The 22,346-nt window shown below is 59.8% G+C and carries 16 protein-coding genes; 5 read left to right on the forward strand and 11 right to left on the reverse strand.

Annotated features, from left to right (window positions below):
• The first annotated feature begins 133 nt into the window (after positions 1–133).
• From GSQ89_RS18635 to GSQ89_RS18655, 5 genes are all read left to right on the forward strand, one after another.
• Positions 134–1,828, forward strand: a complete 1,695-nt coding sequence (locus GSQ89_RS18635; protein ID WP_216856263.1) for an outer membrane beta-barrel protein — start codon at positions 134–136, stop codon at positions 1,826–1,828.
• 105 nt (positions 1,829–1,933) lie between these two features.
• A complete protein-coding gene (locus GSQ89_RS18640) occupies positions 1,934–3,241 on the forward strand; it encodes an efflux RND transporter periplasmic adaptor subunit (RefSeq protein ID WP_158927954.1) in 1,308 nt (435 codons plus the stop codon).
• A 48-nt stretch (positions 3,242–3,289) separates the two neighbouring features.
• On the forward strand, positions 3,290–6,463 hold the full coding sequence (locus GSQ89_RS18645) for an efflux RND transporter permease subunit (RefSeq protein WP_158927956.1): 3,174 nt from the start codon (positions 3,290–3,292) through the stop codon (positions 6,461–6,463).
• Positions 6,464–6,465: 2 nt separating this feature from the next.
• A complete protein-coding gene (locus tag GSQ89_RS18650) occupies positions 6,466–7,944 on the forward strand; it encodes an efflux transporter outer membrane subunit (RefSeq protein ID WP_254073272.1) in 1,479 nt (492 codons plus the stop codon).
• Positions 7,945–7,961: 17 nt separating this feature from the next.
• Complete coding sequence (locus tag GSQ89_RS18655) at positions 7,962–8,663, forward strand: response regulator transcription factor (RefSeq protein WP_158927960.1); 702 nt, start codon at positions 7,962–7,964, stop codon at positions 8,661–8,663.
• On the opposite strand, the gene GSQ89_RS18660 is transcribed toward GSQ89_RS18655, so the two are convergent.
• The 11 genes from GSQ89_RS18660 to GSQ89_RS18710 all read right to left on the reverse strand — a co-directional run bounded on the left by GSQ89_RS18660 (position 8,633) and on the right by GSQ89_RS18710 (position 22,270).
• Entirely contained in the window at positions 8,633–9,340 is a 708-nt protein-coding gene (locus GSQ89_RS18660) for a response regulator (RefSeq protein WP_254073273.1), read from the reverse strand. The genes GSQ89_RS18655 and GSQ89_RS18660 overlap by 31 nt on opposite strands.
• Positions 9,341–9,991: 651 nt before the next feature.
• Positions 9,992–11,284, reverse strand: a complete 1,293-nt coding sequence (locus GSQ89_RS18665) for a glycosyl hydrolase (RefSeq protein WP_158927964.1) — start codon at positions 11,282–11,284, stop codon at positions 9,992–9,994.
• Between the two features lie 51 nt (positions 11,285–11,335).
• Positions 11,336–13,231: a hypothetical protein gene (locus GSQ89_RS18670; RefSeq protein ID WP_158927966.1), complete on the reverse strand. Its 1,896-nt coding sequence runs from the start codon at positions 13,229–13,231 to the stop codon at positions 11,336–11,338.
• On the reverse strand, positions 13,129–14,505 hold the full coding sequence (locus tag GSQ89_RS18675) for a glycosyltransferase family 87 protein (RefSeq protein WP_158927968.1): 1,377 nt from the start codon (positions 14,503–14,505) through the stop codon (positions 13,129–13,131). Before GSQ89_RS18675 ends, GSQ89_RS18670 begins: the two co-directional genes overlap by 103 nt.
• A 232-nt stretch (positions 14,506–14,737) precedes the next feature.
• Positions 14,738–15,724 carry a glycosyltransferase family A protein gene (locus GSQ89_RS18680; RefSeq protein WP_158927970.1) on the reverse strand — a complete coding sequence of 329 codons (987 nt, stop codon included), beginning with the start codon at positions 15,722–15,724 and terminating at the stop codon, positions 14,738–14,740.
• Between the two features lie 117 nt (positions 15,725–15,841).
• Entirely contained in the window at positions 15,842–16,210 is a 369-nt protein-coding gene (locus tag GSQ89_RS18685) for a VCBS domain-containing protein (RefSeq protein WP_256367336.1), read from the reverse strand.
• 81 nt (positions 16,211–16,291) lie between these two features.
• On the reverse strand, positions 16,292–16,663 hold the full coding sequence (locus GSQ89_RS18690) for an SMR family transporter (protein WP_158927974.1): 372 nt from the start codon (positions 16,661–16,663) through the stop codon (positions 16,292–16,294).
• On the reverse strand, positions 16,660–18,177 hold the full coding sequence (locus GSQ89_RS18695; RefSeq protein WP_158927976.1) for a UbiA family prenyltransferase: 1,518 nt from the start codon (positions 18,175–18,177) through the stop codon (positions 16,660–16,662). Before GSQ89_RS18695 ends, GSQ89_RS18690 begins: the two co-directional genes overlap by 4 nt.
• 269 nt (positions 18,178–18,446) lie before the next feature.
• Positions 18,447–20,363 (reverse strand): Hint domain-containing protein, encoded by a 1,917-nt coding sequence (locus GSQ89_RS18700; RefSeq protein ID WP_158927978.1) that lies wholly within the window; start codon positions 20,361–20,363, stop codon positions 18,447–18,449.
• Positions 20,364–21,236: 873 nt separating this feature from the next.
• Complete coding sequence (locus GSQ89_RS18705; RefSeq protein ID WP_158927980.1) at positions 21,237–22,058, reverse strand: glycosyltransferase 87 family protein; 822 nt, start codon at positions 22,056–22,058, stop codon at positions 21,237–21,239.
• Positions 22,055–22,270: a hypothetical protein gene (locus GSQ89_RS18710; RefSeq protein WP_158927982.1), complete on the reverse strand. Its 216-nt coding sequence runs from the start codon at positions 22,268–22,270 to the stop codon at positions 22,055–22,057. Before GSQ89_RS18710 ends, GSQ89_RS18705 begins: the two co-directional genes overlap by 4 nt.
• Positions 22,271–22,346 lie beyond the last annotated feature (76 nt).

Genomic DNA, 22,346 nt, shown 5'->3' on the forward strand with positions numbered 1-22,346 from the left:
CGCCGGGCGCTGTTCCCAAGGTTTGACCAGCGTTTCGGCCGCTGTCCGTGGATATGCGCGGCATCCAGATAACGCCGCGCGGCCTTACGTCACGGGACCGGAACGTCCCGGCGCAAGAAAAAGGATATAGAGAATGAAATTGGCCTTACTTGGTATTGCGGCCGCCTTTGGCGGCTGCGCCATGACGTTGCAAGGGGCATATGCCCAGCAGACTGAACCCGTGCAGGGTCCGGCAGTACCGCAAATCCAGATTGCCCAAGTTCCCCCCACGACGCCACCGGTTTCACCGCCGGCGACATGCACCGGCGCCCCCGATCCGTACAAGAATTACGCGTGCATGGATAATTATCTGGGTACCAGTGTCGCCGACCGATTCTACAACTATTATCGGTTGGAATGGGGTGAATCCGGCCCGCCGACCGATCCGAACGCACTGTCCAGCCGCAAGGCCGGCTGGGATCCCGCACCCGAGACGACACCGCCGATGCCGTTCACCGACTGGCCCTATGGCGGCACCACCGCGTTGGGGGGAAATCGTACCGGTTCGGTCGACAGCCCGTTGATGGTGGCCATCGCCAACACTGATGTCGGCAAATGGATGCAGGACACCGGCATCCAGCTTTATGGCTGGGTCGATCCCGGCTTCAATGTCAGCAGCAACACCGTCCGGAAGGGCGGCAATGCGCCGGTCGCTTACGCATACGATCCGAACACCGTGCAACTCGACCAGGCGGTAGTCTACCTTGAACGCACGCCGGACACGATCCAGTCGGATCATATCGACTGGGGTTTCCGGCTCTCGGCGATCTACGGCGAGAACTACCGCTACACGACCTCCTATGGCCTCGCAAGTTATCAGCTGCTGAAGAATAACCAGCAGAATGGCTACGATTTCCCGATGATCTACGGCGAGTTGTATATCCCGCAGGTCGCGGAAGGCCTGATGTTGCGCCTCGGCCGCTACATCTCTCTGCCGGACATCGAGGCACAGCTCGCGCCCAACAACTACATGTATACGCACTCCTTGACGTATGCATTCGACAACTACACTAACGAGGGCCTGCAGGCCTCGCTGGCGGTGACCCCCCACATCATTCTGCAACTCGGCTTCAATATCGGCACCGAAGCCACGGTCACGAATGTGGGGCAAACCATCCTCAATCCCTCGCCCGGCCCGCAGAACCTGCTGAATCCCGGCACCCGTCTGCTAAAAGACCCTGGCGCGCAGCCGTCATTCACCGCCTGCGCCCGTTTCGACTGGAACAACGGCAACGACAATTTCCAGCCATGCATGAACGGCATCAACAACGGACAGTGGGGGTATAACAACCTTCAGTGGTACGGCGCGACGTACTATCATAAATTCAACGACCATTGGCACATCTCGATGGAATCATACTACGAGTATGAAGACGGTGTGCCGAACCTCAACAATCCGGCCGTCGCCAGCGGGCTCGCCGCCGGCACGACCACAACGCCGTTCTCCATCCTGAACTTCAACCAGCCCGGCATGGCCCACTGCTCCAACCCGAACACGCTGCGCTGCGATGCGTATGCGATCGGCGCGGTAACCTACATCAACTACTCGCCCGAACCGCGGGACAATTTCTCGTTCCGGCCTGAAATCTATTACGATCCGCAGGGCCAGCGCACGGGTACGGCCGCGACCTACTATGAGTTCACGGTCGGCTGGCAGCATTGGTACTCGCCGCAGGTCGAGGTGCGGCCGGAAATCGGATACTACCACTCGAACGGTGCCAATGCCTTCAACGGCGGCACCAGGAACTTCACCCTGATCGGTGCCGGCGACGTCATCTGGCACTTCTGAACGCGGAACCGGCGGGCCGTTGTCTTTGGCCCGCCGCTCTTCCCGACCGGGCAAGATACAAGACAATTCGTAGTCGAACAGTTCGATAAATACGAGAAGGATGCCATGGATCAACAGGAACCCATTGCCGACCTGCAGCGTCCCGACACCACACCGGCCGCACCCGTGCCTGGCCTGTCCCGGACGGCGCAGGTCGGTGCCTTGCTGGTCGTCGCCGGTCTGCTGATCGGCGGGTTCGTCGCGACCCACGCGGTGTTTGGCGTGCAAGTGGCAAAGCCGGTGGTCGAGGCCGATCAACCGGCCGGCAACGACCAGTCGTTCAAACTGACCGACCGGCAATGGGCGACCTTGAAATTGCAACGTGTCGCTGTTCGGGCGTTTCAGGACGCCACCACTACGGATGGCAAAATAACCATCGACGACGATCTGGTGACGCCCGTGTTCTCGCCATTCTCCGGCCGCGTCACCAAGCTCATCGCTCGGCCCGGGGATACCGTGGCCCGTGGCGATCCGCTGTTTGCCATCCAGGCCAGTGAACTGGCGCAGGGTCAGAACGATCTGATCACCGCGATGGCGGCGCTGCGTACCAGCAAGGCACAGCTCAACCTGGCGCAAACCAATGAAAAGCGGCAGCACGCTCTGTTTCAGGCGCAGGGCGCGGCCTTGAAGGACTGGCAGCAAAGCCAGGTGGATCTGGCCAACGCCCAAGGAAGCCTGGCTGGCACATCGATCGCCCTTGCCGCGGTCCGCAACCGGCTGCGCATCCTTGGCAAGAGCGACAGCGACATCGACGCGATCGAAACCACGCCGGATCTTCTGAAACTCAACGCCGACAGTTTCGTCAGGGCACCGATCGGCGGCACCGTCACGCAACGTCAGATTGGTCTTGGGCAGAATATCGTCAGCGCGTCATCCGGTGCATCAAGTCCTGTCTACCTAATCGGCGATCTGTCAACAGTCTGGCTGGTCGCCAACGCTCGGGAAGAGGATGCGCCTCGGCTGCACACGGGCGATCCGGTCGAAGTCGATGTGCTGGCGTTCCCGGGTCACCCATTCAATGCCCGGCTGACCTACGTCGCCCCCTCGATCGACCCCACCACGCATCGCCTGCCGGTTCGTGCCGAAGTGACCAACCCTAATGGTGAGTTGAAGCCGGAAATGCTCGCCACGTTCCGCATCGTCACGGGTGAAGACAAGCCGACCCCCGCGGTGCCGGAAGACGCGTTGGTTTACGAGGGCGACACCGCGCATGTGTGGGTGGCCGATCCCGCGACCAAATCGCTGGCGATCCACCCAGTGCAGGTGGGCCGGTTGCGCGACGGGATGGCACAGATCCTGCATGGGCTGAGGGATGGTGAGATGGTCGTGACGGCGGGCGCCGTTTTCATCGATCGCGCCGCATCCGGAGACTAGGCCGGTTCGGCCGTACGAGACTGACTTGAACACCAGCAGGTTTATGACGTGAACAGTATCATCGTCGCGGCGCTGCGCCAGCGCATTCTGGTCGTTGTGATGCTCCTTGGCGTCTTCGCCGGCGGCATCGTGGCGTTCATGAATTTGAACATCGAGGCTTATCCCGACCCGGTGCCACCCCTGGTGGACATCATCGTCCAGAGCCCCGGCCAATCGGCGGAGGAGATGGAGCGATACATGACCATCCCGGTCGAAATCCAGATGGCCGGCATCCCGCATGTCAACGCCATTCGTACGATTTCCCTGTTCGGACTGTCCGACATCAAGGTGCAGTTCACCTACGACTTCACCTACGAACAAGCCGAACAATGGGTCATCAACCGGCTGTCGCAGTTACCGCCGCTGCCGAATGGCGCAACGCCGCAGATTTCCCCTGACAGCCCGATCGGCGAAATCATGCGCTACCGGGTGGTGGGGCCGCCCGGCTACTCGGTGCGAGACCTGAAGACTATCGAGGACTGGATGCTGGAACGCCGGTTCAAGGCAGTTCCCGGGGTAGTCGACGTCAACGGCTGGGGCGGCAAGACAAAGTCGTTCGAGGTGACCATCGATCAGGCCAAGCTGGCCGGCTACGGGCTAACCATTCCGCAGGTCATCGCCTCGATCAACAACGCCAACGTGAACGTCGGCGGCCAAACAGTAAACTTCGGCGACCAGGCGGCGGTGGTACGCGGCATCGGCCTGATCCACACGGTGGACGAAATCGGGGCAACCATGGTCGCTCCGAACAACGGTTCGCCCATCCTGGTGCGCGACATCGCCACCGTCACGGTCTCGAACCTGCCGCGCCTGGGTATCGCCGGGCAGGACAACGACGACGACATCGTCCAAGGCATCGTGCTGATGCGGCGCGGCGCCGAAAGCATGCCCACCATCAAGCGGGTCGAGGCGTTGATCGACAGTATCAACCATTCCTCCATCCTACCGCCGGGCGTCCATATCGAACGGATCTACGACCGATCCGACCTGATCAACGTCACCACGCACACCGTGCTGCACAACATGGTCGAAGGCATGGTGCTGATCTTCATCCTGCAATGGGTGTTCCTCGGCAATCTGCGCAGCGCCGTCATCGTGTCGGTGACCATTCCGTTCGCCCTGGCGTTCGCTATCGGCCTGCTGCTGCTGCGCGGCGAGTCCGCCAACCTGCTGTCCGTGGGAGCCATCGATTTCGGCCTCGTGGTGGATGCGACGGTGATCATGGTGGAGAACATCATCCGCCGCCTGTCACAGCCGCCGGCCACCCGTTTCCAGCGATCGCCTTCCGTGCAGCGCGGACGGGCGGCGGTAGAACTGCGCGGCAAGTTCTCGGTGATCGCCAATGCGGCAACCGAGGTCAACAAAAGCATCTTCTTCTCCGCCGCGATCATCATCGCCGGCTTCGTGCCGCTGTTCACCATGAGCGGGATCGAAGGCCACATCTTCGGCCCCATGGCGAAGACCTATGCCTATGCCATCGCCGGCGGATTGCTCGCCACGTTCACCGTGACGCCCGCTTTGTCGGCCTTGCTGCTGCGCGACCAGGAGACGGAACAGGACACCATCGTCGTTCGCGTCCTGCACCGGCTCTACGAACCGACCGTGCGGTTTGCCTTGGCCAATCGCATCCTGACCATCGGCATGCTGATCCTGATGCTGGCCCTCGCCGGCCTCGCGGTTCGCTCGCTCGGTCTTGAATTCCTGCCGAAATTGGAAGAAGGCAATTTGTGGATTCGTGCGACGATGCCAACCTCGCTCTCGCTCGAAGCCGGCGACGGCCCGGTCAACCGCATGCGGCAGATCATGAAAAGCTATCCGGAGGTGATCACCGTTGTTTCCCAGCATGGCCGGCCGGACGACGGCACGGATGCGACGGGCTTCTTCAACGCTGAGTTCTTCGTGCCGCTGAAGCCGTTCGATACCTGGCCCGCCGGGATGGACAAGGACAAGCTGGTCGCACAGTTGACCCAGCGGCTCAATGAGGAATTCCCCGGCGTCGACTTCAACTTCTCCCAGTATATCGAAGACAATGTCGAGGAAGCCGCATCTGGCGTGAAGGGTGAGAATTCCGTCAAGCTGTTCGGCGGCGACTTGGAAGTGCTGGAACGCACCGCCAACAAGATCAAGGACGTGATGGCGACCGTGCCAGGCATCACCGACCTTGGCGTGTTCGCCTCGCTGGGGCAGCCCACGGTGCGGATCGACGTCGATCGAGCCCGAGCGGCGCGGTATGGGCTGGCGCCGGGCGACATCAATACGACGATCCAGGCGGCGATCGGCGGTCAGGCAGCGGGCAACGCCTATGAGGACGGATCGGACCGAAATTTTCCGATTATCGTCCGCCTCGCCCCCGAATACCGCAAGAACCTGGCGGCGATCCGCAACATCATGATCGGCGCGCCCAACCCGAATGGCAGCGGCGTGGTCCAGATCCCGCTGACCGACGTGGCCCGGGTCGAACTGACCTCCGGCGCGTCGTTCATCTATCGCGAGGGACAGGAACGCTACATCCCGATCAAGTTCAGCGTGCGTGGACGCGATCTGGGCACAGTGGTGCTGGAAGCGCAGAAGAAAGTCGACGAGGCCGTTACGCTGCCGGGCGGCTATCACTTGGAATGGGTGGGTGAGTTCGGCAATCTGCAGGAAGCGATCGCCCGGCTGGAAATCGTGGTGCCGCTGGCGATCGGGCTGATCTGCCTGTTGCTGTATCTGAACTTCGGTTCGCTGATGGATATGGCGCTGGCGGCGAGCGTGATCCCAATGGCGCTGGTCGGCGGCATCTTCGCACTGTGGGCGACTGGCACGGCATTCAGCGTGTCCGCGGCGATCGGTTTCGTAGCCCTGTTCGGCATCGCGGCCATGGATGGGATCATCGTGCTCACCTACTACAACGGTGCCATCGAAGGCGGCCTGGATCGCGCCACGGCCATACAACGCACCTGCCAGGTGCAGATGCGGCCGGTGTTGATGACCTGCGTGGTGGCCTGTGTCGGGCTGCTGCCCGCGGCGGTGTCCACCGGGATCGGATCCCAGGTGCAGCGACCGCTGGCCCTGGTCGTCGTCGGCGGCGTGATGCTGGCACCAGTATTGATCCTCATCATCCTGCCCGTGCTGATCGACGTGTTTTCACGCCGCACCACACTTGAAGAACCCGAAAGCAAAAGCCTGAGGCCGGCGGAATGACCATGCGCCCGATCGTTATTGCTATTTCCGTCCTGGCCGCGTCGTGCGCCGTCGGGCCTGACTTCAAGCCGCCCGCGGCGCCGGCGGTGACCGGCTTCACCCGAGAGAAGCTGTCGCCGGACGTCGGTACCGCCGGCACGCCGCAGCGTTTCGTGGAGGGTATGGACATTCCCGGACAGTGGTGGCGGCTGTTCCACTCCGAAGCGTTGGACCGGCTGATCCGCCAGGCGATCGCAACCAATCCGAACCTGACGGCCGCCCAGGCGGCGCTGCGGCAGGCATGGGAAAACGTCTACGCGCAGCGGGGCAGCTACTTTCCGACCATCGGGGCGGAGTTGAACGCCAGCCGCAACCTGACGCCGACGGGGGCGCTGTCACCGGCCTCGGCCAGCGGCAACCCGTATTACAGCCTTATCACGCCGCAACTGAACGTGTCGTTCGTGCCGGATGTGTTCGGCGCCAACCGGCGTGCCGTGGAATCGCTGACCGCGCAGGCGGAAAATCAGCGGTTCCAGCTTGAAGCCACCTATCTGACGCTGTCGGCGAACATCGTGGCCGGCGTGGTGCAGGAAGCGTCGCTGCGTGGGCAGATCGCCGCGACCGAGGAAACGATCCAGATCGAGACCCACTCGCTGGCGATCCTCCGCCGCCAGCTTGACCTCGGGCAGGCGGCCGGGGCCGACGTCGCCGCGCAGGAAGCCGTGCTGGCGCAGACCCAACTGACCCTGCCGCCGCTGCGCAAACAATTGGCACAGCAGCGCGACGCCCTGACGGCACTGGCCGGTCGATATCCCAGCGAGGAAATCGCCGCCACGTTCCACCTGGATGACCTGACATTGCCGGCCGACCTGCCGGTCAGCCTGCCGGCCAAGTTGGTTCAGCAGCGGCCGGATATACGAGCGGCGGAGGAAACACTGCATGCGGCCAGCGCCCAGATCGGACAGGCCGTCGCCGCCAGGCTGCCGCAGATCACGCTAAGTGCTAACATCGGCAACAGCGCCAATAATGCCGGACAGCTTTTCACGCCGGGCACGAATTTCTGGACCCTGGCCGGTGGTTTGACCGCGCCGATCTTCGCCGGCGGCACATTGCTGCACAAACAGCGCGCGGCGCAGGCCGGGTTCGACCAGGCCGCGGCGCAATACCGGGCCACCGTGATCACCGCCTTTCAAAACGTCGCCGACGCCCTGCGGGCTCTGCAAGCAGACGCCGATGCCCTGACCGCGGCCACTGCGTCGGAGCAGGCCGCAGCGCGCAGCCTGGCCATTGTGCAACGCCAGCTCGACCTCGGCCAGATCGCCTACCTGTCGCTGCTGAATGCGCAGAACACCTTTCAGCAGGCGCGGGTGGCGTTGGTGCAAGCCGAGGCGAACCGGCTGGCGGACACTGCCGGCCTGTTCCAGGCCCTCGGCGGCGGGTGGTGGAACAGGGCGGATGGCGGGCCGGCTGGCAAGGTCGCCGCTCGCGACACATCACCCTAAGTCGAACGAGCCCATCCATGCCAGGCCGCCCCCGCATCCTGATTGCCGATCCCGACCGCGGTATCCAACGCCTGCTGCAACGGACGTTCGGATCCGCCGGGTTCATCGTGACAATCACGCATACCGCCGTATCGACCGTCACACGCATCGCCCAGACCGATCCCGATCTGATCGTGATGTCGGCGGAGTTCGAGGACATGAGCGGCAGTGAACTGGTTATCCGAGCGAGGGCTGAAACCGCGGCGCCGATTATCGCGCTGTTTTATCCGAACGGCCTGTCAACGACGCGAGATCTGCTGGACCGGGGAGCCGACGATTGCGTTGAAAAGCCGTTCCTGGTGGAAGAGTTGGCCGCGCGGGCAAGGCGGCTGCTGGTGCGAGCGGGCGTTTGGCTGCAACCCCATACTATCCCGACCGTTGCCGGGCTGATTACAATCGATCCGCTGTCACGGACGGTACAGCTCAACGAGCGCAGCCTGGACCTCACAAATCGGGAGTTCGAACTGCTGCTGATCCTACTGAACGCCGACGGCATGCCTGTGAGTCACGGCGAGGTGGTGCGAAGGATCTGGGGCAAACGCCAGGCGAACGCACAGCAGAACCTGCGGCGTGTGGTCGGTGCGCTGCGGGCACGTATCGAATATAACCCCAAGCGGCCGACTGTCCTGACCAATATCCGCGGTCTTGGCTACAAGCTGGAAATCTCCGAAAAGCCCTGAGTGGGCGCCGGAAAGCGCGGCCTGTCGTAGTCGGCCGCCTCCGGTTCGGCCAGGCTGAGGCGATAACCCACACCCTGTTCCGTCAGCAGAAGCATCGGCTGTTCCGGATTCAGTTCGATCTTGCGCCGCAGCGCAGAGACATAGATCCGGAGATACTGAATATCGTTGCCGGAACCCCAGACGTTGCGGATAATGAAACTATGGGTCAGTACCTTGCCTGCATGCGCCGTTAGCAGCCGCAACAGGTCATATTCCCGCGGCGACAGTTTCGTTTCCACCCCACGTATGGTCACACTCCGGCTGTTGAGGTTGATGCGCACGCCGCCGGCTTCCAGTGCCGTCTCCGGCGCCGGTGTCTGGACACGATAGCGCTGCAGCACACGAATCCGAGCGAGAAGCTCATCGATGCCGAATGGTTTGGTCACGTAATCGTCGGCGCCGAGGTCGAGCGCGGTCACCTTGCTGCTTTCGTCGTTTCGACTTGACATCACAATGATTGGCAGCAGCGAACCCGCATACCGGATCCGTTTGATGACTTGCAATCCATCGATATCGGGCAAACCAAGATCAAGCAGAATCAGATCGGCTTCGTCACGGCGTACCGCGTCGAGCGCAGCATAGCCCCGGCTTGCTCGGGTCACGACGAAGCCACTCGGTTCGAGCGCGAGACCCAGCATGTGTAGACTTTCTGGTTCGGCATCAACGATGAGGACGCGTAGTTTAGTTGGCAACGACAACATATCTATTGGCACCTGTCAGTTGAGTCCGCGGACCGACCGGCAGGCCAATCGTGATGAGCAATCACATCGCGGGTTGCCGCCGGTGCCACCACGGTTCGAGGGCGGTGGTTTCGGCTCAAGATCGGACATCGTCGCGCTACATCCGCCGGTGTTCGGTACGTGGCAATATTCATAATGAATATGGTCGATAATGCGTGATTGATATAGCCCGAATTTTGACAATTTTCATAAAAATGATACTATATAAAAGTCGTATGCGTCAGTTACCGGCACAGCAAATTGTTGCCGGGCGGCTTTCAACGGGTTAGAAACGACTCTGTCGCAAGCTTCGATCGCGGGCATAAACGCCTCAGGGAAATGATGATCCGATACAAGCACTTCCAACAAGTTGCGCCCTTGCGCCAAGCAGCGTACGCGATCGATGGGCATCGAGCGACTGCACGTGCACTGGACGATACCACCCCATACCCGTGGTCTGCGCGACCCCCCCCCCCGGCATCGTTCTGCGCCGGTGCGGCTTCAGCCCGAAGGCGCGCCAGATACGGTGCATCGTGCCGACCGACAGGCCGCTCTACCGCGCCATGCCGCCTAGGGCATGACCTCAACCACGACAGCGTGATCGCTGAGCGTCAGTGGAACACTGTTAACATTGGCGAACGTCCGGACCGGCCTGGTGCCACTGGTCACGTCATACACATTCACCACAGCGTGCGGGCTGCCGAAACCGACCACAACGTCGTTCGATCCCTGAATCTGCTCACCCCACACAACCAGATCGAATGCACCGCTGGATTTCTGCAACAGCAGATCATGCACCGTGACCGGTGCATTGGCGATCGAGTAGCCCAGCTCATGCGTTGCAGCGACGGCTCCGGTATCGGCCAGGATGGAGGTCAGGTTGTGAATATAGGTAGCCGCGGGCTTCGGGCTCCAGTCCCGATGAAACAGGCCCTGATTGCCCCCTCCCCCCTCGCCGTCCCCGAGTTCGTAGATGAACGTGTAGCGCCACCCACGGGCGTATTGGGCTAGATACGTGTTGACCAACACCTTGCCCTGGACGACCTCTCCTCCAGGATTAGAGACCGAGTCCCACCCAGTCTCAGTCGTCACGCGGGGAACAGCCGACAATTGCCCGCCTGCGTATCCTGGAAAGCCTCTCCTCCAGGTGTAGCCGTACTCGCCGAACAACCCATCCCAACATCTGATGGCTGTCGGGGCCGCAGCTTGCCAAGCCTGATTGTCCACGTATCGGTTGCAAGTTCCGATGACATAGTTATGTACGTTGGCATAATCGGCATACGCTGTGCCGGTTGGCATCATGGTTTCGGATCCGGCTGGGATCGTAAGCCATTGCATGCCGACGTTATCGACCTCGGCGCCACCTTCCGATACGTCGAAAATCGGATAATCCTTCAAGGCAGCGTCACCCTTCACGCTGGAATAAAGGTCCCGCTGGAAGTTGGCCACCGGCATCCACGACCCGGCGCCCCCACCGGTCTCGCCGTCATAGGTGATCGGAAAGTTATTGGGCTCGTTGGCTCCCTCGAAGCTCAGTAGACCCTTGGCGGCAGCCAATGTGCGGCCCGCACGAAGCAGCCCCGGGAGATCTCCCGCATTGAAGATATCGATCAGGACACCCGTCTTCTGGTGCAATGCCACGAGGTTCGGGACATTTCCCGTGGAATCCCGGACGGCTTTCACCCCCAGGTATTTCAGTGCGGGAATGTACTTCTCATAGTCGTATCCCTGAGCCACATGCGTATTAACACCGAGCGAGGCCAGGAAGTGAGTAACTGGAACCGCTGAGGTCTGTGCCTCGGCCGATCCCTCGATCGCCAGCAGGCTGGTGGCACAGCAAAGTACAAATCTGACGGTCAGCACGGTCGATATCCTGATCCCGCCGCGGCCGCAAATTCCGACCCGGAGAAGCCATTAGTGGCCGTTGCGCGCGCCTGGAGGGATTGACGACGGAAAGACGCACAGGCCGCCCTTCCGGAATACCGCTGCTTCATGTTCGTCATCCCCAATTCGGCAGGCGTCAACGACATAGTCAACGTCATGCTGACGCGCATAGGCGAGTTTGTCGGCGAGGCTGCCGAGAGCCATCACCTCGGATACCCGTGTCCGCCACGTCGCATAATACGACGGCGTCCACATCACCGCTGCACCGCGCCTGAAGTCGACCCAGACGCGCCGGTGCGACTCGAACTCGAATGTCTCGGAATTCTCTGTTGGATCGGGTGCCGCACTGCTCATCGCCGGCGCAACCGGCCGCGCATCGCTTGGCAGGGCCTTAATCGGGACAAGGAACATCGCATCCTGGCGCGTTGCTGTCCTGGCCCAATCGCCGACCGCCATCCAACCGCTTGTCTGCGCCGCGATCGCCCTGTTTGTAATAACGTCCTGCCAGACCAAACGCGGCCAGACAACCAGCACGAGCAAAGCACCCACAACGTAATCAGTCCGGAGCAAACACCATCGCCAACCACGCGATCTCACCACCGCTGCCACCGCGATCGCCGCCAACCCGAGCGGTAACACAGATCGCCAGGTACAATCGGCGAGCAGGAGGAGTGGTCCAAAAAACTTCGATCGATTGCGATCGTCGCCGCACAGCCAGGAAGTCGCCAATGATGCCGAGGCAAGGACGACCAACAACTGAATAACCACGCTTGACCGGATGAGATGGAAGTTGAGGAGCAACGGCAGACCGGTAAACGCGGGGAGCACGATGCCGATGCCATAAAGCAGCACGCTTCCCCAAAGGGCCGCTCGGAATTCGGCTGCGCGCTCCCCAAACATATAAAGGCAGATGAACCCATACACAGTCGCCACCGCGAGGGCCACCATGTGGCGGGGCGTGGCTATCATGAACAGGATATGGTCCGGGTAGTATTCCAGCAGGAAATGTCTGAAATCGACGCCGGCCTTGGCGCCAGCGTCGGGATTACTGACGATATTCCGCAACACGGGTAAGGCGAATAAGCCACCGACGATGAGCCCGCCGCCAAAACGCCGAAGGAAGGAGCGCACCTCCAATTCACGCCGCCACAACAACAATGCGGCAATCATTCCCAGGGGAATTATCGTCCAGATCGCCATAAACGCGTTGATAAAAAACGTAATGCCATTCAACGTCAGCGCCTCGGCGAAGCGCCCTCGTGCGGCAAAATAGAATGTCAGAAGGATCGTCCCGTTCGCAATCTCTGAATGTGTGAAATAGTTGATGAAAAGACCGCCGTTGCCGGGGTACGAATATCCGTGCAGCAGGCTGGAGAAGCATAGAATGACAACAAAGGTCACCCTCTGCCGTGTCGACGTCACACCAAGCAGCGATCCGCAACAGAGAAATGCGACAAACGAAAGCATGCGTGACAAATAATCAAGACCGAGGAACAACCAGTATGGCGAGACATAGCGTCCCGTCCCGTCCAGCAGCATCCAGACGCCCGACGAGTAGTGTCTGAGCGCCTGGATGAAGGCGTCGTCGCGGAACTGTGGCTCGTCATACAATGCGGCGACGATAGGCAAGTGGAACAGATTGTTAATGATACCGAACTGATAGCCCGTCAGAGCCAGCGAAACCGCAGCCCCCACGACACCCAGAACAAGAATTTCCAGGTGATTCACAGATAACCCCGCAACCGCGGCGGCCGTGGTGCGGCTTACTGTGCGAAAATCGGAATTGGCCAATGCCCCCGCATTGCCGCACCTGTCAGGGCTATTCATCGAAAGGAACTCTGTTTCCGAGACGCCCATCCGGTATCCAAACCACGCCGGGCCGGAATCGCCAATCGCGTGACCTTCCCGCTTCGTGCCAGCGACCATGCGATCAATCCGATCCAGAGCAGTCCGCTGAACAGCAGGTTCGACGCGCCAACGGTGCTATAGGCGTTCATAAGCACAGGATCGGAGAACTGTAGAGGCCGCACCAGGACTGTCGCCAGGACGACAGCCACCCAACCGAGTACCCGAGCGATAGATCCAGCGCCGAAAATTGATGTTGATCTCAGATGAAACGCGGCGGGTAGCAGCAGCCAGGCATAATAATGCGACCAGGAAAGTGGGCTGCTCACGACCGCAAGACACAGGACCAGAAGGAACTCCAGGTCTCTTCGAGTATCATCCGCGCCGCTCGTATTGTCTCTAAGTCGAGCCGCTCCCCGGATACAGGACCAGAGTGCTACGAGATAGAGCAGACCGATCAGGACATATCCGGCAAGGCGTTGACTTGTTCCGGGCGAATAGGTGGCTGTCCAATCGGTGAGCAGCGCCGGCGAGACTTGCAAACGCAATATAAAGCTTTGAATCGATTGCACGTTGAACGCGGCGAGCCACCGGCTGCCGAACTGCAGGACACAGAGTTCGAACCAGCGAACATGAAAGTCCCATCCGAACAGGATTACCGACAGCATTCCGGCCACAGCACAAACACCGGCGAAGCCGAGTGTACTGCGCAAATTACGCCGCAGAAGGAAGTAGACACCAAACAAAAGAAGCGGCAACTTCAGTACAGCGGCCGCCCCGAGCAGTGCCCCCGCTGCAACCGGCCGCCTGGCGCGCAAGAGATATAAACCGCCAGCCAACGCGACAAGGACCACGTGGCTCGTGTTGCCTTCCTTGATGCTGTACAGAAGTGGGCCATTCGCCACAAAGAGCAGCAGTAGTAGCCACCGTTCAGTCCCCTTCAACTCGGCGAGGCCAGCCAGCAGAAACCAGGCCACGCCCGTCATCGCCAACCCGAACAGGGTGAAAAGACCGATCGCGTATCGCAAGGAAAGCATACTGAACGGGGCAAACAGGTACGCGACGATCGGCAGGTTGACGAAGCCATTGACCCCCTTCCCGATCAGGACGGCCAGCGAAGCTGGATCATCAAGGACCGCCTTGCTTGCCGGATAATAGGCCGTCCGATAGTCCCAGAACGGGTACTGCGGATCCACGGCCAGGAATGTCAGTATCGCGAGAGCGAGGCAGCCCGCCGCCAGGAGTACCGCCGCCGGCCACCCAGTCTTCGGCCAGATCCGAACCGTAACGATGGCACAAATAACCGCGGCGATGTGCCCAAACAGCAGCACATAAGCGGGTACCGCTCCGGTCAAGTTCTGACCAGCCTAACCATGGCTCGCCAGTGACGCTCGACGCCCGTCGGAGTAGCGGCCTGTTTCATAGTGAGGCATCTGAATAAGCAGTGTGCCGCCGCGAGCAGCTTATGGAGGAGCACATTGATGAAAACCTCACGTTAAATCGGCAGCGGTCACGGCACATCGTTACCGTGTCGAGAGAAAATTCGGTATCATACAAAAGGCGGAGTCCGGCTTACCCTTTCGGTTATCATCCGAACGATGGATTTGCCAAAAACGGGTGCGATCTGACGGGGCTCCCGGGGCGCCTTGCATGCAACCGGGCACGAAGCGTCAGCGGCAGAACGATCCGACTCGCCACCAGCGGAACGTTCATCAACATCGCTCGGGCTTCTGCCTTGTCATGCTTCAGGGTTTCACGCAGCAGGTATGCGGCGGCACGCCAGTTCCGGTTCAAAATCGCTTTATCGAAAAGATAGGCTATCAATTCGCGGCGGCCGGCGGAGAACTGATCCGCATGTTCGGGGTACCGGGGGGCAAATTCATCAACGACCTGGTCGTACGACGACAGCATACGCTGCGTTTTACTTGATCTATTGTCTCTGGTTTGCCTATATCCAACCATATGTGACCGAACGACAGAAAAATTACCACGTTCGGCAAGCGAGAAGAACGTCTTGTAGTCCTCGTTGCCGCCACGAAGGCTGACATCCCAACCCCCTACGTCACGCAGTATCCGCGTCAGCATGATCGGCGAGCTGCCATTGCCAATCAGATTGCCGCGGCACATGCGGGACACGACATTGCCCTCCTCGCTGGGCTCAGCCGTGGACAGAATTCGGCTTTTCGCGTCAATGTAGGCGAACCACGTGTAGTTCAAAATCACACATCCGGAGCGATCCCGCATGGACTCAATCTGGTAGGCGATCTTGTCGGGATGCCAGAGATCATCCGCGTCGACAGTCGCAAATAACGCACCCGTCGCGCGATCGAGAGCTTCATTTCGCGCCGCGGCCACACCACCGTTCGCTGTCGCAATCAGCGCCACGCGCGCATCCGCCGATGCGTGCCGCCGCACAATCGCCGAGGTCGCATCCGTGGAACCGTCGTCAACGACGAAAATTTCCAACTCCGGATAGCTCTGGCGCCGCACGCTCATCAGCGTTTCATCCAATGTCGCAGCCGCATTGTACGCGGGAATGGCGACTGTCACACGCTCGGGGCACAGTTCAACCATTATCGGATACCTCCCTCGGAGCCTTTCATCTCAAAGTAATAATGCATTCATCCGCCGGTCATCTAGGTGGACTGACTTTGGCCCAGACTTCCGGTGTAACCTGCAAGGACAACGTGCTCATTGACACCGAATGACGCCAGGTTGATCGGTCTGTGTTGTTGTCTGCGTATAAGTCTGTCCGTCCGATACAGTGTTGGTGAAGGCATCAGGTACGACCTGACCATTCGTCAGGCTGCGCACATTCGTCTGGGTGTCGGCGAGGGTGTAAACGTATTGCCCATTGGGCTGAATAACGAGCGTACCATAGGTGCCAACAACCGTCGTCGTGCCGGTCACCGCGATCCCATCCACGGATGTGACGGAAAGCGTCAGGCCATTCGGATCGGTATCATTTGCAAAAATATTTCCCGTGGTCACCAGCGTTTCGTCTTCGGTCACCGACGCGGTGTCCGGTGTCAACACAGGCGGATCGTTTGTTATACTCACGCTTTGCTCTTCCGTCCGTATTCAGCGGTCGCCGCGAGAAGCCTGACATGCGAAACGCATGGGTCATCAAAAGCCGGTATTTCAACCATGGGCGACAAGCCAAATCCCCCCTATGACCACCAGAATTCCGCCGATCCGTTCAGCGGTCAGGGGTTCGCCAAAGAATGAGTAACCAAGGATGGCGGTCAGTACGAAACCGAGACCAACGAATGGATAGGCCTGGGAGACGTCGACGCGTGCCAGGGCCGTCAGCCACAGAAGCGTGCCGCAACCGTAAAGCGCCAGCCCGACCAGGACCCCCGGCGTGAGCATCGAATTGGCCAGCACCACCGCCGCACCACCGCCAGCCGCTGTGTGATTCGATGCGCCCGTCACACCCAGCTTGAACGAAATCTGTGCAAGAGCCGAAAAACTGACGCTGACCAGGATAAGTCCGAGTGTACTCCAACTCATGGCGCGCTTCCAAATAGCGGAAGAGGCACACCGATGCTTGCCGCCGTTACCACCGCGAAGATGCAGACCGCGACGATCCAGGAGACCCAATCACGGGTGGCATACACAATCGGGTCGTCATGCATGTGACCCCGGGCGGTCGACAACCAAAGCCGGCATTCCCAGAACAGCATCAGCGGTACGATGCCCCAAAGCAGCCCTGGCGTCGCGTACTGCGCCGAAGCCGCATCGCTGCCGACGAAAAGCGCCAGCACAACACCGGAAGCAAACGTAGATGCGCAACCGAAGCTCTGCAGGATGGGAACATCGCCGGGAAAATAACCGCGCCGTCCAGCGACACGTTCACCGCCGGAACGAGCCACGGCGGCCATTTCCTCAGTGCGCTTGATGAGGGCAAGTCCGAGGAAGAGAAATCCGCAAAACGCCAGCAGCCACAGCGACGCCCAATGCCCGGTTGCGACCCCGCCGCCGAACACACGTATCGTGTAGAGCCCCGCCAACATGAATACATCGACGAGGGGAAATTCCTTGAGCGCCAGCGAATAGCTGATCGATGCGATGGCATAGATCCCAACCACGACCGATGCGCCCACCAACGTAGAGAAACCAAACCCGACCACCAGCAAGACGCAGGCCAGGACAGCGCCAGGCATGAGCGGCAGGGCGCCGCTGGCGAAAGGACGACGACGCTTGCGTGGATGTTGCCGGTCGGCCGTCAGATCGGCGAGGTCGTTCAGCAGATAGATACCCGACGCCGTGGCGCAAAAAGCGACAAAGATGCCCAATGCATCCCGCCAGGCAGAGATGTCGGTGACCGCATGCGCCATAATCAGGGGAATGAAGACCAGAACATTCTTGGCCCACTGATGCGGACGCATTGCGGTCAATGCCGCTCGGAAAAGCGAAGATCGACCGTCGAAGTGCGCCTCGACCGTCACGCTCCGTCTTGCGCTTTCAACGACCGCGCGCGACGCATTTACCACAACCGCACTGTGGGCCGCCCGCCACACCGGCATGTCGCTCGATTCGTTGCCAACATAGGAGAAGCCGCGCAGGCCAAATCGCTCGACCAATGCTTGTGCTTTCGCCTTGCCTTTCAGATTATGCTCTCCGTCCGAAGCAATCACTTCGTCGAACAGGCCGAGATGATCGGCGACGGCATGCGCGACGCGCTGATCCGCCGCTGTCGCCAGCACCAGTTTCCGGCCAGAGGCTTGCTGTTCACGTAGATAGGACAGCAAAGGTAGGTTGTAGGGCAGAAGCGAGACATCGAGGGGTGCAAGAGCCGCCACGTTATGCTTAAGACCGGCGCGACTCGTTGCCATCATCCGTGGCCATTTGCTGACAAGCCGCCTGTTGGTCAGGATCGCGATCACGCCCTCGACCAGAAGGTCCGTTTGAATCAACGTCCCATCGAGATCTACGCACAATGGCACTTGGTTTGCCTCAAGCGCCTCTACATCCGGCTTGTCGGCGAGTACGGCCGGGGCGCCTTCTTCGAGCAGGCTGGTCATGCGTTGTGTCCCTCGCATGGTCCAACCGCTAGGCGGGGTCTGAACTGTTGTCCCTGTCATCTGTGATCCGCCATTGTATGATGCCTCTGGTCGATCCCAATTCACAACGCCTTTAGTCTTACCCAACGCCTGATATTTTTCGCTTTCATTGGCATGCCGCACAATATATCCGTCGCAAATGTGGCCAGATATTCTACTTCGGGACGAGTGCCGCCTAGTCCTTTTGATCAGTCATGGCCGATGGACTCGGGATGATTCAGGTGACGACCTCACAATCCCACGTGTCGGCCTCCGCCGTGTTCCCGCAATAACATCATTGGGTAGGCTAGCGCGGTGCCGCCCAACTCCACCTCCAGCAGGGTTGGACCATCCGTTTGGATCGGTAAGCGTGCCTGGCCATCGGTCCAGCGCCGCAACGTGGCCGTACCATGCCATTCCGCTGCCCACCACCCTTCGCCAAACGACGGATGGTCGAGCGGTATCGTTTCCATACCGTCACAGGTAAGCAGAGTCAGCCGGCTTACCATCACACCAAGCCGGCGTCGATCGTCGATCCAAGGCTGCGCATCGCTTGGCACCGTGGCTCGCGAGGTTAACCAGACGGCGTGGTCGGTTGCCGGCAGGGCAAAGACATATCGCCCATTATCCGCTGCAATCGGCTGCAGACAACGCTCGCCCAACACAACTTGCAAGTCGGGGTTTTCGGTGGATTCCGGCGTGCCTGGTAGCCGGTGACCCAACGTCGCGGAGCGCACCGCCAGCCACCGCCAGATCGGCCTTACCCGCGACGCATCCGCGGCGAAGGGGACGCAGGACTTCGCCTCGCGCCGTTCCTGACCCACGGGATCTGGATACAGCAACAAAGGCGTGCCGCTGTCGTCGAAAAAGCCACGATTGCCGGTGTCGAGATAGCTTTCCGCCGGCAACCCCTCAGCCAACAGCACGTCATGTGTATCCAATTCAATATGAAAGTAGCTGACCGCGTGGCAGTCAACGTCCCGCACGATACTCGCACCATTGGTCAGCAGCCGTATCGGGATCAGCAGGCCGTCGACTAAAACCCCATGGTCCGGAGACAGGTACAGGTCCCGCTGGGGCAACCCGTCGTCAAAAGCGTCTGCCAAAATGCGGATCGGCTGGGCGCGTTCCGGCACGCAATGTCGCGTCAGATCAATGAATCGCTGGCCGATCCAACGTATCGGGCGCGTAGAACCGCCGTGGGTTAGCACCATATCGCCGACGCGCAAATTTTCCACCTGAACCATGCCTTGCGGCGTGGCGATACCCGTGCCGGCCGCAAAGCAGACCACGTCCGTAACGTCGACGGTGAGCGTGGAACCCACGACAAGGGGTGTGGTGGTCGTGACGACCGTTGTAACCGGGCTGCCGCTGGTCGGCACATAAGGCTCGACAGTCCATCCCGAATTCAGCTGTGCACCCCAGAACTCGAAGGTCCCATATGCCGGCTGCGAGCCGGTGTGCATGAGCGCAATGTTGGAGTTGATATTACCATCGCCGGTGAAGGTCAGGCTGACCCGCTGCCAAGTGCCGTTGGCAACCAGGGTTTCGGTATCGCTCTGATTGACCGAACCGCTGTAATAGTTCAGGGCGAAATTGCCATCGCCGTTGACCAGCTTCACCCAAACGCTGAAGGTATAAGTGCCCGCCACGTTCGTCTGGTAGAAAAGGCCGGAATCGGGGCTCGTCAGTGTGACTGCGTCGGCCGTACTGGCGCCACCATTGGGACCGGTGTCAACATTGGGTGTCACCACCGGATTATTGGCCGAGCTAAATCGTACCCAGATCGGATCGTCGAAGGCTTCGGATTGCGGGATCAGGTTCTGGACTGTCTGTGTCGTCGACTGTGTATAAGTTTGCCCATCCGACACCGTATAGGTGAAGGCGTCTGGTACTACCTCGCCGTTCGCGAGGGCACGCACATTCGCCTGACTGTCCGCAAGGGTATAAGTGAATTCACCGTCCGGCTGCACGATCAGTGTGCCGTAGGTGCCGATGACCGTCGTCGTGCCGGTTACCGCGATGCCGTCAACAGACGTAACAAAAAGCGGCAGGCCATTGGGATCTGTGTCGTTACCGATGATATTACCGGTCGATACCAGCGTTTCGTCCTCAATCACCGACGCCACGTCCGGTGTCGCTACAGGAGGGCTATTTGTTCCGCCCATTTTACTCTCTCATATCTAGGGTTGGCAAATTCCGGCACTCTTTGATTGCGGTGATATAGACGACGGAACCCGCGCGTCACCTCAAGGAAGTAAGCCCTGATAGTAGGTTCCGGCTTCCTGTCGACGTCATATTCGTCCCTCCCCCTTTTGCTCGAGGTGCCTGATCGTGTCGTTACGAGAAAAACTAGACATCTCCCAACGCGTTAACCGTCACCATCCCGGTTCCGTCTTTATCTGGGCAACATTAGCTCAGATTTTATACGCGAGATGCGCCACTTTAGGAGAATTGGACTCTAATCCCTTCGACCACCCAGGCTCGGCTGAGTCACGAGCGACTTCCTGGCGGCCAAACCCCAGCTGAGGAGAAGCATCAGCAACAGAAGCGCACCGAAGAACAAATTTGCCTGCAGGATAGAAAACGGCGTTCGTGCAAGTAGGTTTGAAATGGAATGAAGTTAGCAACCAAAACCCAGGAAACACCAAGGCAAACAAGATTTATGCCGCGACGCGGTCCGGCAGGTTGCTCAAGCAAGTATTTCAAAAACATACCGAAAAATGGAAAAAGAATACCATAATGATGCTCCCACGCACCGGGAGAACTAACCACGGTGCAGATTGCACGCAACTCCAAAATCGGCGATTCTAGGCTTGGTTTTTCGACCCGACAACGGTAAATATACCACCGCCGCCAGTACCAAAGCCGAGGCCGCTACCGTTCCTGCGTAAACGATCGGATCGTATGGCGCAAACCGAAGAGCATCCCAATAGAGGCTGTTGTTTGATGAGATATAGCTGTTAAGGATCCCATTGACCGAATTGTTGGCAAAGAAACTCTCGCCATGACGGGAGAGAAACGCGAGAACGTTAAGATAATCAAGAAAAGCTTTCAGTCCATAACGAAACAGCGAGACGATCGCTACCGGAACAAGCGCGGCCAGGATGCCACAGCCGAAGGCCCACTCTCTCCACAGCACCCCAAAGCAGCAACAAGCCGAACTGCGGCTTTATGGTGCAGACCAACCCGATCAGGATTCCCGCAAGAAACCGCCGTCCAAGCAGCCAAGCGATGACCGCGGACGTGAACAGGAGGTCGATCCAAACCCGAATCTGGCCCAAAACAGCGGCGCGGACGTCCGGATAGAATGTAAACGCAGTGACAAAGCCGATCGCTACCATGCTGCCCGAATGGAGGCCAGGACCGCTGCGTCCGGCTATTCGGTCTCGTCCCCCGAATAGAAGCCACATCAGAAATCCGGCAGCCCCGGCATTGAGAAGATAGACAACCAAATTGATCGCATTCAACGCTCGGAAACTCGTGATGCCCAGCGCGGAAAGCAAATCCAGGGACACCAGGCTGGTCGGCGGATACTGGAAGCGAACATGGCCAGTGAAAAAGAGGACTTGGTACAGCGCATCTCTATCCGGGCCATGCAAGACATGGAGGGCCTGAAGCATGGGCCCCCGCGAGTCGGGCCTTATCGACGAGTGCAACATACTTGCAAGCAGCACTGAAAGTGAGTCGAAATCAGTGAATTCAATAGGAACGACACCGCGCAGAGTGCCAGCATACAGCCAACCCAGGACACTGATCGCGACCATCGGCGCAAATACGCAAAGCATAACGACGATCGTGGGACGATGGCTGAGAAACCGGCCGGATGTAACCGCCGGTATCTCCCGCGCGACAGTCCTCATACGCGTGCTCCCGGACGCTCCTGCGTCATCGATGCGCCCAATCCGACATCATTCGGATGGCTTTCGAGATCGTTCAAAGAGACCGTCCCGGTCCGCTTTGGTTTGCCGGAGGCAAAATACCGCTTCAAGTCAAGGAAAGGCTTTTCCCACAAATTGAAGCTCAGCCATGCAACCAGCAGGTCTAGGACCAGGGCGATCAGGGCGGCCAGCAAAACGGCTGATTTTCCAGAGGCTGGGGAGACAAGCGCCACCCGCGAGTGCAGTAGGACCATTCCGATGATCGGATGC

This window comes from Acidisphaera sp. S103 (genome assembly GCF_009765975.1).
Classification (GTDB): domain Bacteria; phylum Pseudomonadota; class Alphaproteobacteria; order Acetobacterales; family Acetobacteraceae; genus Rhodopila.